The organism is Enterobacter sp. RHBSTW-00593 (assembly GCF_013784105.1).
GTDB classification, from domain to species: domain Bacteria; phylum Pseudomonadota; class Gammaproteobacteria; order Enterobacterales; family Enterobacteriaceae; genus Enterobacter; species Enterobacter ludwigii.
In genome coordinates this window covers 4,300,762-4,313,732 of sequence record NZ_CP056393.1, presented here as the reverse complement: position 1 = coordinate 4,313,732, position 12,971 = coordinate 4,300,762, and the positions used below count along the sequence as shown (strand labels likewise).

Genomic DNA, 12,971 nt, shown 5'->3' with positions numbered 1-12,971 from the left:
TTCATGCAAACGAGAAAAAATGAAATTTGGGTCGGCGTGTTCCTGTTACTGGCGTTGCTGGCCGCGCTGTTTATCTGCCTGAGAGCGGCGGATATCACGTCTGTGCGCACCGAGCCGACTTATCGCATTTATGCGACCTTTGATAACATCGGCGGGCTGAAGGCGCGCTCGCCGGTACGTATAGGCGGGGTGGTCATCGGGCGCGTCTCTGACATTACGCTTGATGAGAAAACCTATCTGCCGCGCGTGTCGATGGATATTGAAGAGCGTTACAACCATATCCCGGACACCAGCTCGCTTTCTATCCGCACGTCCGGCCTGCTGGGTGAGCAATATCTGGCGCTTAACGTCGGTTTTGAAGACCCGGAGCTGGGAACGACTATCCTTAAAGACGGTAGCGTAATCCAGGATACGAAGTCCGCGATGGTGCTGGAGGATATGATTGGTCAGTTCCTTTATAACAGTAAAGGAGATGATAAGAAGTCCGACGCTGCCCCTGCGCAGAGCGAAGATCCTGCCAGTGTCGCACCGACACCAGGCACGACGAATTAATTTCAGGAGAAGTCATTCATGTTTAAACGACTGTTAATGGTTGCCATGCTGGTCATTGCCCCTCTCACCGCGGCGCATGCTGCGGATCAGAGTAACCCGTACAAACTGATGGATGAGGCTGCGAAGAAGACCTTCGACCGGCTTAAAAACGAACAGCCGAAAATTCGTTCCAATCCTGATTATCTGCGCGACGTGGTTGATCAAGAGCTGCTGCCGTACGTGCAGATCAAATATGCGGGTGCGCTGGTGCTGGGCCGTTATTACAAAGACGCGACCCCGGCGCAGCGCGACGCCTATTTTGCCGCGTTCCGTGAATACCTGAAACAGGCTTACGGTCAGGCACTGGCGATGTATCACGGTCAGACCTATCAGATTGCGCCAGAGCAGCCGCTGGGCGACGCGACTATCATTCCTATCCGCGTCACGATTATCGATCCTAACGGCCGTCCGCCAGTACGCCTGGACTTCCAGTGGCGTAAAAACAGCCAGACCGGTCACTGGCAGGCCTATGACATGATTGCGGAAGGGGTGAGCATGATCACCACTAAACAGAACGAGTGGAGTGACCTGCTGCGCACCAAAGGCATTGATGGCCTGACCGCACAGCTGCAGTCTATCTCGCGTCAGAAAATCTCTCTGGACGAGAAGAAGTAATGTCGGATCAACTGAGCTGGTCGCGTGAGGGTGAGACGTTGAAGCTGACGGGTGAACTCGACCAGGATCTGCTGAACCCGCTCTGGGACAAACGTTTTGAAGCGATGCAGGGCGTGACGGTTATCGATCTGAGCGGCATTTCACGGGTGGACACGGCAGGTGTCGCGCTGCTGGCCCATCTTGTTGCCGTGGGGAAAAAGCAGGGGACAAGCGTTACGCTGCACGCGGCGAGCGATAACGTGGTCACCCTGGCCCAGCTCTATAATCTCCCTCAGGACGTACTGCCTCGTTAATATTTTCAGTGCGTTACTTCTGAAAGCCCTGACAGATTCATCGTCGGGGCTTTTTGCTTGTTTAAGACGACGCCACTTTGCTCTAAGATGTTGGGCTTGTTTTCATTATCAGATGATTAAGAACCCATGGAAAATCATGAAATCCAGACAGTGCTGATGAATGCACTCTCCCTTCAGGAAGCCCACGTCACTGGCGATGGCAGTCACTTCCAGGTTATTGCTGTGGGTGAGATGTTCGACGGTATGAGCCGTGTGAAGAAACAGCAGGCTGTATACGCGCCGCTGATGGAATACATTGCGGATAACCGCATCCACGCCCTGTCGATTAAAGCGTTCACCCCTCAAGAGTGGGCACGCGATCGCAAACTAAACGGTTTTTGAGTTGTGGGCGACACGCCCGCAGCACGGTTGAATTTATAAGAGAGCACACAATGGATAAATTTCGTGTACAGGGGCCAACGCGTCTCCAGGGCGAAGTCACAATTTCTGGCGCAAAAAATGCCGCGCTGCCCATCCTCTTTGCTGCGCTGCTCGCGGAAGAGCCGGTAGAAATTCAGAACGTACCGAAGCTGAAAGATATTGACACCACCATGAAGTTGCTCAGCCAGCTGGGCACCAAAGTTGAGCGTAACGGTTCCGTCTGGATCGACGCCAGCAACGTAAACAACTTTTCCGCACCTTACGATCTGGTGAAAACCATGCGTGCATCCATCTGGGCGCTTGGCCCGCTGGTGGCACGTTTTGGTCAGGGTCAGGTTTCCCTGCCGGGTGGCTGCGCAATCGGTGCACGTCCGGTTGACCTGCACATCTTTGGCCTGGAGAAACTGGGCGCCGAGATCAAACTCGAAGAAGGTTATGTTAAAGCGTCTGTGAATGGCCGCCTGAAAGGCGCGCACATTGTCATGGACAAAGTGAGCGTTGGTGCCACCGTCACCATCATGTCTGCGGCAACGCTGGCAGAAGGTACTACCATCATCGAAAACGCCGCGCGTGAACCGGAGATTGTGGATACCGCGAACTTCCTCGTGGCGCTGGGTGCGAAGATCACCGGCCAGGGCACCGACCGTATCACCATCGAAGGCGTTGAGCGTCTGGGTGGCGGCGTGTACCGCGTTCTGCCAGACCGTATCGAAACCGGGACGTTCCTGGTTGCTGCCGCGATTTCAGGCGGGAAAATTACCTGTCGCAACGCGCAGCCAGATACCCTGGATGCGGTGCTGGCGAAACTGCGTGACGCAGGCGCTGATATCGAAATCGGTGAAGACTGGATCAGCCTGGACATGCACGGCAACCGTCCAAAAGCGGTAAACGTGCGTACAGCTCCGCATCCTGCTTTCCCGACCGATATGCAGGCGCAGTTCACCCTGTTAAACCTGGTGGCGGAAGGGACGGGGTTCATTACCGAGACCATCTTTGAAAACCGCTTTATGCACGTACCGGAACTGATCCGTATGGGCGCACATGCTGAGATCGAGAGTAATACCGTGATTTGCCACGGCGTTGAGAAACTGTCTGGTGCTCAGGTGATGGCAACCGATCTGCGTGCATCTGCAAGCCTGGTGCTGGCGGGTTGTATTGCGGAAGGGACGACGGTCGTTGATCGTATTTATCACATCGATCGTGGCTATGAACGTATCGAAGATAAACTGCGCGCGCTGGGTGCGAATATCGAGCGTGTGAAGGGCGAGTAATCGTTCCGGCAGCCCCCTGCCAGAAATGACCGGGGGGTTGCTGTTCCTGTCAAAAAAACCGCTATTCCTGCGGGTCTTTCTTCACTTTCCTCTGGCGGATCATGCGCGATCTGTCGATAAATTCATGGGTAATGGGATCGTGGTAACGCGAAGGCCAGATCACCCACGGATGCGTATCCAGCGCCGTCGCAATGATCAATTCTCCCTTCGGCCAGGGGCGCGTCAGGGCATTTGCCAGGGTTGAAGAACTCAGGCCATGGCGGCGAGATTCCGCAGCCAGTGATGTGCCTTTTTTGCGCAGTGCCGCAATGATATCTGCTGTGTGCCAGTCGATAAATTTCGTGTCCATAACGCTGTCCTTAAGTTCGGATTCACTTACGCCATTTCGTCTGAAACGACTGGCCTTACTATACCCATTTCAATTTCTTGTTCTAAAAAGTTCGCGTTACTGGTAGGGATATTCAGAATAAGGCATGGCTTTATTCATGCGGTCTGTAAACCGGTGCGTTTACGTGAAAGAGGAATATACAGGTGTGTACTGGAATCTCCCCGCGAGGGCCGCGGGGAGGGGAGAGCAGGATTAACGGTCGCGCTGAACGGCGATATGGGCAAGACCAATGAGCGCATCGCGCCATGGGCTGTCCGGGATAACCTGAAGTGCGGCGATGGCTTTATCCGCCTCTTCTTCGGCACGCTGACGCGTCCAGTCCAGCGAACCGCAAATGGCCATTGTTTCCAGCACGGGTTCCAGAAGATGACGACCATTTCCCTGCTCGATCGCTTCACGGATCATTTTCGCCTGGTCGGCTGACCCGTTGCGCATCGCATGGAGTAGCGGCAGCGTCGGTTTGCCTTCGTTCAGGTCATCACCCACGTTTTTGCCGAGCGTTTCGCCGTCTGCACTGTAATCCAGCAAATCATCAATCAGCTGGAATGCGGTACCCAGATAACGGCCATAGTCCTGCAGCCCTTTTTCCTGGGCTTCGCTACAGCCAGCCAGAATGCCGGAACACTGTGCAGCCGCTTCAAACAGGCGCGCAGTTTTGCTGTAAATCACGCGCATGTAGTTTTCTTCGGTGATGTCAGGGTCGTTGACGTTCATCAGCTGAAGCACTTCGCCTTCAGCAATCACATTAACGGCTTCAGACATGACCTCCAGCACTTTCAGCGAACCCAGGCTGGTCATCATCTGGAAGGCACGGGTATAGATAAAATCCCCCACCAGGACGCTGGCAGCATTGCCAAAGGCGGCGTTGGCGGTGGCTTTACCCCGGCGCATGTCTGATTCATCCACAACATCATCATGAAGAAGCGTCGCAGTGTGAATAAATTCGATCAGTGCCGCGATCGTGACGTGAGCATTTCCCTGATAGCCGACGGCTCGGGCAGCCAGGATGGCAATCATCGGGCGAATGCGTTTACCGCCGCCGCTGACGATGTAATAGCCCAACTGATTGATCAGCTGAACGTCAGAATTGAGTTGCTCCAGGATTGCTGCATTCACACCCGCCATATCTTGCGCGGTTAACTCGTTGATTTTTTCTAAATTCATCGCAAAAGCCGGGCTTTTTATCCTGTTTATCCCATCTTCAATGGGGTAACGAAGGGTTAGGTTTATCAATAGTAGTGCTGATTGTACTGAAAAAACGGCTCAGATAAACGTTACCTTACGCGTTGTGTTTTTTTTCTTCATGTATTGATGGTAGCACTTGTCAAAGGCTCGCGTTTTGCGTAATATTCGCGCCCTATTGTGAATATTTATAGCGCACTCTGATTCATACGAGGATGTGCGCGGAAGCGGAGTTTATATGTACGCGGTTTTCCAAAGTGGTGGTAAACAACACCGAGTAAGCGAAGGTCAGACCGTTCGCCTGGAAAAGCTGGACATCGCAACTGGCGAATCTGTTGAGTTCGCAGAAGTTCTGATGATCGCAAACGGTGAAGAAGTCAAAATCGGCGTTCCTTTCGTTGATGGCGGCGTTATCAAAGCTGAAGTTGTTGCTCACGGTCGTGGCGAGAAAGTTAAAATCGTTAAGTTTCGTCGTCGTAAACACTACCGTAAGCAGCAGGGCCACCGTCAGTGGTTCACTGATGTGAAAATTACTGGCATCAGCGCCTAAGACCTGAGGAGAGATTTAAATGGCACATAAAAAGGCTGGCGGCTCCACACGTAACGGTCGCGATTCAGAAGCTAAACGCCTGGGCGTTAAGCGTTTCGGTGGCGAATCCGTTCTGGCGGGTAGCATCATTGTTCGTCAACGTGGCACCAAATTCCACGCTGGCAACAACGTAGGTTGCGGTCGTGACCACACTCTGTTTGCTAAAGCAGACGGTAAAGTGAAATTTGAAGTTAAAGGCCCGAACAACCGTAAATACATCAGCATCGTTGCTGAGTAAGGTTTTCTCGGTCCGGTAACGGATTAAAGCCCCGCAACCTGTTGCGGGGCTTTTTACATTGGAAACCCGGTAATTTTTTCTGTAGGGAAAACGGGCATGAAGCAGCAGGCCGGCATTGGTATTCTTTTGGCGCTCACGACCGCAATGTGCTGGGGTGCGCTGCCGATTGCAATGAAGCAGGTACTGGAAGTGATGGAGCCGCCAACGGTGGTATTTTATCGCTTTCTGATGGCAAGCATCGGCCTTGGGGCCATCCTCGCGATCAAAGGTAAGCTTCCGCCGTTGCGTATCTTCCGTAAACCGCGCTGGTTGGTGTTGCTGGCTATCGCGACGGGTGGCCTGTTCGGTAACTTCATACTGTTCAGTTCTTCCCTGCAGTATCTTAGCCCCACGGCGTCGCAGGTGATTGGTCAGCTTTCACCGGTCGGCATGATGGTCGCCAGCGTCTTTATCCTCAAGGAGAAGATGCGTGGCACGCAAATTATCGGGGCGAGCATGTTGCTCTGTGGTCTGGTGATGTTCTTCAACACCAGTCTGATAGAGATTTTTACCCGACTGACGGATTACACCTGGGGTGTGATCTTCGGAGTGGGAGCAGCAACGGTTTGGGTGAGTTATGGCGTCGCGCAAAAGGTGTTATTGCGTCGTTTGGCCTCACAGCAGATCCTCTTTTTGCTGTACACTTTGTGTACAATAGCATTATTGCCGTTAGCAAAACCGGGTGTGATTACCCAGCTTAGCGACTGGCAACTGGCGTGCCTCATTTTTTGTGGGCTGAACACGCTGGTCGGTTATGGCGCGCTGGCCGAAGCGATGGCGCGCTGGCAGGCAGCACAGGTGAGCGCACTCATTACGCTTACCCCGCTGTTTACGCTGTTATTTTCAGATTTGTTATCAATGGCCTGGCCCGATGTCTTCGTCAGACCGATGCTCAACATGTTGGGCTATCTCGGTGCGTTTGTCGTGGTTGCGGGCGCGATGTATTCCGCCATTGGTCATCGTCTTTGGGGGCGTTGGCGCAAAAATGAAGCGGTCGTAGTAGTCCCCCGCTCAGGCGAATGAGTTACGGAGAGTAAAATGAAGTTTGTTGATGAAGCGACAATCCTGGTCGTGGCAGGTGATGGCGGCAATGGTTGCGTGAGCTTCCGCCGTGAGAAATATATTCCACGTGGCGGTCCTGACGGCGGTGACGGCGGGGACGGCGGTGATGTGTGGCTGGAGGCGGATGAGAACCTCAACACGCTGATCGACTACCGTTTCGAAAAATCCTTCCGCGCTGAGCGTGGTCAGAACGGTCAAAGCCGTGACTGTACGGGCAAACGCGGTAAAGACGTGACCATTAAGGTTCCGGTCGGTACGCGTGTGATTGACCAGGGGACGGGCGAAACCATGGGCGATATGACCAAACACGGTCAGCGTCTGATGGTGGCGAAAGGCGGCTGGCACGGTCTGGGTAACAGCCGTTTCAAATCGTCCGTAAACCGTACCCCGCGTCAGAAAACGATGGGTACGCCGGGCGACAAGCGCGATCTGCAGCTGGAGCTGATGCTTCTGGCCGATGTCGGGATGCTGGGTATGCCAAACGCCGGTAAATCGACGTTTATTCGTGCGGTCTCTGCAGCCAAGCCAAAAGTGGCGGATTATCCGTTTACCACGCTGGTACCAAGCCTGGGCGTTGTCCGTATGGATAACGAGAAGAGCTTTGTGGTTGCTGATATCCCGGGTCTGATTGAAGGTGCTGCAGAAGGTGCCGGTCTGGGTATCCGCTTCCTGAAACACCTTGAGCGCTGCCGCGTACTGCTGCATCTCATCGATATCGATCCAATCGACGGTTCCGATCCGGTAGAAAATGCCCGCATCATTATCGGCGAGCTGGAAAAATACAGCGAAAAACTGGCGAACAAGCCACGCTGGCTGGTCTTTAACAAGATCGATCTGATGGATAAAGCCGAAGCGGAAGCGAAAGCGAAAGCCATTGCTGAAGCGATGGGCTGGGAAGATAAATACTACCTGATCTCCGCGGCAAGCCAGGTTGGCGTGAAAGATCTGTGCTGGGATGTGATGACCTTTATCATCGAGAACCCGGTTGTTCAGGCTGAAGAAGCGAAACAGCCAGAAAAAGTCGAATTCATGTGGGATGACTACCACCGCCAACAGCTCGAAGAGCTGGAAGTGGAAGAGGAAGAAGACTGGGACGACGACTGGGATGAAGACGACGAAGAAGGTGTCGAGTTCATCTACAAGCACTAATCGCAGTTTAAAGCCCCCGGAAGGGGGCTTTTTTATTGCAGGCTGGACGGCAGCCAGCAGCTGGCGATTAAGCCGCCCTCAGCACCATTCTCCAGCGTCAGCTTGCCGTGGTGGAGCTGCACGATACGTTGCACAATGCTCAGCCCCAGGCCACTACCACCGTAGCGCTGGTCAAGACGACGGAACGGTTCAGTAATCGACTGGCGGTGCGCTTCATCTATCCCCGGCCCCTGATCGATAACGCTGACCTCTGTTCCCCCGTCAACGTCGGCCAGAGTCACGCGAATCGTTGTGCCTGACGGACTGTAGCGCCCGGCGTTCTCAAGCAGATTGCGCAGCATCAAACGCAGAAGCACCGCATCACCCTGCACCGTGAGCGGACTTTTGTCCGGCCATATCACTGTATGCTCTTTGGCTTCATGTCCAAGACCGAGCGGCATGATGATATCGTCTGTCCAGTTGACGGTTTCATAGTGACCGCTCGCCATCGCCTGTCCGGCACGGGACAACATCAGCAGTTGCTCAACCGTGTGCATCAGCTGATCGATACGGGTAATTAACGTCGTGGCCTGTGGAGAGCCAGACTGTGCCATCAGTTCCAGATGCAGTCTGATCCCCGCAAGCGGCGTTCGCAGCTCGTGAGCGGCGTCCGCGGTGAAGAGACGTTCCTGTTGAATGGTGTGATCCAAACGGGCGAGGAGCTGGTTGAGCGAGGTTGTGACGGCACCAATTTCTTCCATGTCGGAATAGACAGGGAGCGGGGTTAAGTTATCCGCCGAGCGGTTCGCCAGGCTGACGCGCAGTTGATTCAGCGGCCGGGTTATCCAGGTGACCGCCCAAAATGAGAAGCACAGCGTAAAACCGACCATCACCAGAGAGGGAACCAGCAGCGAGGCAATCGCTTCACGGATTTCTTTCTCGACATGATTATTGCGCGATTTCGCCGAGAGCGTTTCGTTGACCAGAAAACCAATCTGTTCACGGCTTTCATGCCAGAGCCAGATCACGCTTATCAGCTGGAAAAATAACAGAATGACCGCCAGCAGAACCATTAATCGCCGACGCATGCTGTTCATTTATGGCTCTCCAGACGATAGCCTACGCCACGGACAGTTTTAATCCGGTCTTTACCCAGTTTGCGACGCAGATTGTGAATATGCACTTCGAGGGTATTTGAGCCGGGATCGTCCTGCCAGGAATAAATGTCCTGCTGCAGGGTTTCGCGGTGTACCGTTTGTCCGCTGCGCATAATCAGGCGCGTCAGCAGCGCGAACTCTTTAGGGGTTACTTCAACCGGCAGGGACTGGCACAGCACCTGCTGGGTTTGCAGATTCAGCGTAATATCGCCGTCGGTCAGTAAGTTATCGCTGTGTCCCTGATAACGACGAATCAACGCCCTTACCCGCGCCTGAAGCTCCGCAAGGGCAAACGGTTTCACCAGGTAATCATCAGCGCCAGAATCGAGGCCGTTGATACGATCTTCAATGGCATCCCGTGCCGTCAGGATCAATACTGGATTGGCGATACCCCGGCGGCGCCACTGGCTTAGCTGCGTAGCGCCGTCTTTATCCGGTAAGCCTAAATCGAGGATCACCAGACTGTATTCGCCGCTCTGGATCAGGGCATCCGCCTCAGCCGCCGTGGCGGCGCAGTCGAGGGCATATCCTTCATTGGCCAGCGCCAGAGCCAGCCCTTCCTGCAATAACAGATCGTCTTCAACTATGAGTAGTTTCATCGCTAGTTATTCTGGTAGATGTCCTTATAAAGCCTGCTTTCGAAGCGAACCAGTGGAATACGACGATTACGCTGGTCGGTCGGTTCGACGGCATAGCCGGAAAGATACTGCACGAATGCCATGCGTTGCCCGCTGGCGGTAGTGATGAAGCCTGCAAGGTTATAAACCCCCTGCAGTGAACCTGTCTTGGCTGAAACTTTTCCATCCACCCCGGCCGCATGAAGGCCGGCACGGTACTGAAGTGAACCGTCATGCCCGGCAAGTGGCAGCATCGAAATAAAGTTTAGCTCAGTGTCATGTTGTGCAATGTACTGAAGTACTTGCATCATCGTTGCCGGGGAGATCAAATTATGCCGCGATAACCCGGAGCCATCGACGGCAATGGTGTTGCCAAGATCGATCCCCGCCTGTTGGCGCAGGATCTGACGTACGGCGTCGGAACCCGCACGCCAGGTTCCTGGCACGCCGAAACGCGCGTGACCAATCATGCGGAACACCGTGTCAGCAATCATGTTGTCAGACTTTTTCAGCATAATCCGTAGCAAATCGTGCAGCGGCGCAGATTGTTTGCTGGCGATGACCGTACCGGGTTGATTAACCTGCGTCTGGCGCAGCAGGGTACCGGAATAGGTTATTCCCGCCTGCTTCAGTTCATCCTTGAGAATGGCACCCGCATAGCTTGCGCCATCCTGTATCGCAAAGGCCAGCGGCAATGGGTCGGCGCGCTGTGTCAGGCACCCGGTCAGCGTGAAGCGGTTAAGATCGCCTGGCACCACGTCCAGCTCGCAATACTGCGCATCCGGGGAGCCTTTTGCGAGGGTACGAACCTGGCTGAACATCGTCACCGGGTAGTAAGACGCCACGCGAATAAACGCTACGTCATCCGGTTTTGGCGCGCTGTAAAGTGAAATGGAGAAGCAGTTACGATCCACAATCGCGGCGGCTGGCGGAGCGCTAAAGCACTGCGTCATGTCGTTCCACGGCCATCCTGGTGCTTTATCGTGGCTGGCAAAAATAGAGGTGTCGATTAACACATTGCCATCAATCTTCTGCACGCCAGATTTTTTCAGCGACGCGACCATGTTGCGGATATCCTGGCGTTTAAACGTAGGATCTCCCCCGAAACGGGCGATAAGATCGCCTTTCAGTTCGCCACCCTCGATGTTGCCTTTGGTCTCGAGCGTGGTGGTAAAACGGAAGTCAGGCCCAAGCTGAAGCAGGGCGGCGAGTGCGGTGATCACCTTCTGGGTACTGGCAGGCAGCGCCATCTGTTGACTGTGATAGTCAATCTCTGGCGACTGCGCCCCGACCTTCTGCACCATCAAGGCAAGGTTGGCACCTGCGGGTAGCTGATTAATGTACTCATCAACATTCGCGGCCTGAACGCTGAACGCTATACTGGTAGTCAATCCGATGATAAATCTGGAAAATCGCATAATCTCGCGCTAACAACCCGAAAACAAACCGTCATACTACGGTGCATAGCACTGCAAAGTAAACGATGACCCATAGTGAACTTCGCGGTAAAATGCGTATCAAATTGAAAATTGTTGCTGACCTGGGGCTTCGCTCCCGGGTCGGTTTTCTTTTTGCTTCTGGCCCGCTCATGGGGGCCGGGGCAGGGAACACTGCTCCCAACAGGAATGTTTAAGAGGTATAACAAATGCAAGCTATTCCGATGACCTTACGTGGTGCCGAAAAACTGCGCGAAGAGCTGGATTTTCTGAAATCCGTTCGTCGCCCTGAAATCATCGCCGCTATCGCGGATGCGCGTGAGCATGGCGACCTGAAAGAGAATGCTGAATACCACGCGGCGCGTGAGCAGCAGGGCTTCTGTGAAGGGCGTATTAAAGATATCGAAGCAAAACTGTCCAATGCGCAGGTTATCGATATCACCAAAATGCCTAACAATGGCCGCGTCATTTTTGGTTCAACCGTTACCGTGCTGAACCTGGACAATGACGAAGAGCAGACTTATCGCATCGTGGGTGATGATGAAGCGGACTTTAAACAGAATCTGATTTCGGTGAACTCCCCGATTGCTCGCGGCCTGATTGGCAAAGAGCAGGATGATGTTGTCACTATCCGCACCCCAGGTGGCGAAGTGGAATACGAAATTATTAAGGTTGAATACCTGTAATTCGCATCTCGACTAAGATGTTGATACATTGTAAAGAAAAGAAAAAGGCCGCATAGCGGCCTTTTATCAACTCAAGGAGCGTGGCATTTTGCTCACCTGCTGACAGAAATCCCTCGTTTTACACAGAAAATGTGTTCGATTCAGGATATCCTTAGCGTGGCAGCGAGATTTTACGCTCTTTAGATGGGCGATAGAGCACCAGCGTTTTACCGATGACCTGTACATTACAGGCACCCGTTTCACGCACGATGGCTTCCACGATCAGGTTTTTAGTGTCTCGGTCTTCAGAGGCGATTTTCACCTTGATCAGCTCGTGGTGTTCCAGCGCTTGTTCAATCTCGGCAAGCACCCCTTCGGTCAAACCATTGTTGCCAAGCATGACTACAGGCTTGAGCGGATGTGCCAGACCTTTAAGGTGCTGTTTTTGTTTAGTACTCAGATTCATCGTATATTTTTGCTTACGTTGGGATTGAAAACGGTTCATTCTACCGCCATCTCCCTTATATCGCCAAATAGCTGCGTAGAAATTTACGTCACAGGCAAGTAACGATGAACCAGGACGGAAATGTTAAATGACAGGTAAAAAGCGTTCTGCCAGCTCCAGCCGCTGGCTTCAGGAACACTTTAGCGATAAATATGTTCAACAGGCACAGAAAAAGGGGTTGCGTTCCCGTGCCTGGTTTAAACTTGATGAAATACAGCAAAGTGACAAACTTTTTAAGCCGGGAATGACGGTTGTCGATCTCGGTGCAGCACCTGGCGGATGGTCCCAGTATGCGGTTACGCAGATCGGCGGAACGGGCCGAATCATCGCATGCGACCTTTTACCAATGGATCCCATCGTCGGTGTCGACTTCCTTCAGGGCGACTTTCGTGATGAATTAGTGCTGAAAGCGCTACTTGAGCGTGTAGGTGATAGTAAGGTCCAGGTTGTCATGTCAGATATGGCACCAAATATGTGTGGAACACCGGCGGTGGATATCCCCCGCGCCATGTATTTGGTGGAGCTAGCGTTAGAAATGTGTCGTGATGTACTAGCGCCTGGTGGTAGTTTTGTTGTGAAGGTGTTTCAGGGCGAAGGTTTCGAGGAGTATCTTAAGGAAATTCGCTCCCTGTTTGCGAAGGTTAAAGTTCGTAAGCCGGACTCTTCCCGGGCCCGTTCCCGAGAAGTGTATATTGTAGCGACCGGGCGAAAATGATAACCCGCGTCTTTCAGACGAAAGTTTGAATGACACGGGATATAGAGTATCCTGACGCTG

The 12,971-nt window shown here is 53.3% G+C and carries 17 protein-coding genes; 11 read left to right on the top strand and 6 right to left on the bottom strand.

Annotation, left to right across the window (positions count from 1 at the left end; all coding sequences use genetic code 11):
• Positions 1-3 precede the first annotated feature (3 nt).
• From mlaD to murA, 5 genes are all read left to right on the top strand, one after another.
• Positions 4-552 carry an outer membrane lipid asymmetry maintenance protein MlaD gene (gene mlaD, locus HV242_RS20700; RefSeq protein WP_025202923.1) on the top strand — a complete coding sequence of 183 codons (549 nt, stop codon included), beginning with the start codon at positions 4-6 and terminating at the stop codon, positions 550-552.
• Positions 553-570: 18 nt separating this feature from the next.
• On the top strand, positions 571-1,206 hold the full coding sequence (mlaC, locus tag HV242_RS20695; RefSeq protein ID WP_014171807.1) for a phospholipid-binding protein MlaC: 636 nt from the start codon (positions 571-573) through the stop codon (positions 1,204-1,206).
• A complete protein-coding gene (mlaB, locus tag HV242_RS20690; protein ID WP_014171806.1) occupies positions 1,206-1,499 on the top strand; it encodes a lipid asymmetry maintenance protein MlaB in 294 nt (97 codons plus the stop codon). Before mlaC ends, mlaB begins: the two co-directional genes overlap by 1 nt.
• A 126-nt stretch (positions 1,500-1,625) precedes the next feature.
• Entirely contained in the window at positions 1,626-1,880 is a 255-nt protein-coding gene (gene ibaG, locus HV242_RS20685) for a BolA family iron metabolism protein IbaG (RefSeq protein ID WP_008501458.1), read from the top strand.
• A 50-nt stretch (positions 1,881-1,930) separates the two neighbouring features.
• A complete protein-coding gene (gene murA, locus HV242_RS20680) occupies positions 1,931-3,190 on the top strand; it encodes a UDP-N-acetylglucosamine 1-carboxyvinyltransferase (RefSeq protein WP_020883531.1) in 1,260 nt (419 codons plus the stop codon).
• Between the two features lie 61 nt (positions 3,191-3,251).
• Here murA and sfsB read toward each other — a convergent pair whose 3' ends face one another.
• Complete coding sequence (gene sfsB / locus HV242_RS20675; RefSeq protein ID WP_014171802.1) at positions 3,252-3,539, bottom strand: DNA-binding transcriptional regulator SfsB; 288 nt, start codon at positions 3,537-3,539, stop codon at positions 3,252-3,254.
• Positions 3,540-3,770: 231 nt separating this feature from the next.
• Positions 3,771-4,742: an octaprenyl diphosphate synthase gene (gene ispB / locus HV242_RS20670; protein WP_020883532.1), complete on the bottom strand. Its 972-nt coding sequence runs from the start codon at positions 4,740-4,742 to the stop codon at positions 3,771-3,773.
• A gap of 256 nt (positions 4,743-4,998) precedes the next feature.
• On the opposite strand from ispB, the gene rplU reads away from it, so the two are divergent.
• The 4 genes from rplU to cgtA all read left to right on the top strand — a co-directional run bounded on the left by rplU (position 4,999) and on the right by cgtA (position 7,837).
• On the top strand, positions 4,999-5,310 hold the full coding sequence (gene rplU / locus HV242_RS20665; RefSeq protein WP_003025032.1) for a 50S ribosomal protein L21: 312 nt from the start codon (positions 4,999-5,001) through the stop codon (positions 5,308-5,310).
• Between the two features lie 19 nt (positions 5,311-5,329).
• Entirely contained in the window at positions 5,330-5,587 is a 258-nt protein-coding gene (rpmA, locus tag HV242_RS20660; protein WP_004385076.1) for a 50S ribosomal protein L27, read from the top strand.
• A gap of 96 nt (positions 5,588-5,683) precedes the next feature.
• Positions 5,684-6,649 carry a DMT family transporter gene (locus HV242_RS20655; protein ID WP_014171799.1) on the top strand — a complete coding sequence of 322 codons (966 nt, stop codon included), beginning with the start codon at positions 5,684-5,686 and terminating at the stop codon, positions 6,647-6,649.
• Between the two features lie 15 nt (positions 6,650-6,664).
• Complete coding sequence (gene cgtA / locus HV242_RS20650; RefSeq protein ID WP_014171797.1) at positions 6,665-7,837, top strand: Obg family GTPase CgtA; 1,173 nt, start codon at positions 6,665-6,667, stop codon at positions 7,835-7,837.
• Between the two features lie 32 nt (positions 7,838-7,869).
• Here cgtA and pmrB read toward each other — a convergent pair whose 3' ends face one another.
• From pmrB to dacB, 3 genes are read right to left on the bottom strand one after another with little or no spacing between them, the layout of a single operon-like run.
• The gene (gene pmrB / locus HV242_RS20645) at positions 7,870-8,913 is read right to left on the bottom strand and encodes a two-component system sensor histidine kinase PmrB (RefSeq protein WP_044865853.1); all 1,044 of its coding nucleotides are present in this window, start codon (positions 8,911-8,913) and stop codon (positions 7,870-7,872) included.
• Complete coding sequence (gene pmrA, locus HV242_RS20640) at positions 8,910-9,572, bottom strand: two-component system response regulator PmrA (protein WP_047956161.1); 663 nt, start codon at positions 9,570-9,572, stop codon at positions 8,910-8,912. The genes pmrB and pmrA overlap by 4 nt, the downstream gene beginning before the upstream one ends.
• Positions 9,573-9,574: 2 nt before the next feature.
• Complete coding sequence (gene dacB / locus HV242_RS20635) at positions 9,575-11,008, bottom strand: serine-type D-Ala-D-Ala carboxypeptidase (RefSeq protein WP_050737332.1); 1,434 nt, start codon at positions 11,006-11,008, stop codon at positions 9,575-9,577.
• 227 nt (positions 11,009-11,235) lie between these two features.
• Between dacB and greA the strand changes: the two genes are divergently transcribed.
• Positions 11,236-11,712, top strand: a complete 477-nt coding sequence (gene greA, locus HV242_RS20630) for a transcription elongation factor GreA (protein ID WP_014171793.1) — start codon at positions 11,236-11,238, stop codon at positions 11,710-11,712.
• 151 nt (positions 11,713-11,863) lie between these two features.
• Here the strand turns inward: greA and yhbY are convergent, their stop codons facing one another.
• Positions 11,864-12,157 carry a ribosome assembly RNA-binding protein YhbY gene (yhbY, locus tag HV242_RS20625; RefSeq protein ID WP_003861814.1) on the bottom strand — a complete coding sequence of 98 codons (294 nt, stop codon included), beginning with the start codon at positions 12,155-12,157 and terminating at the stop codon, positions 11,864-11,866.
• A gap of 127 nt (positions 12,158-12,284) precedes the next feature.
• On the opposite strand from yhbY, the gene rlmE reads away from it, so the two are divergent.
• A complete protein-coding gene (gene rlmE, locus HV242_RS20620; protein WP_014171792.1) occupies positions 12,285-12,911 on the top strand; it encodes a 23S rRNA (uridine(2552)-2'-O)-methyltransferase RlmE in 627 nt (208 codons plus the stop codon).
• Positions 12,912-12,971 lie beyond the last annotated feature (60 nt).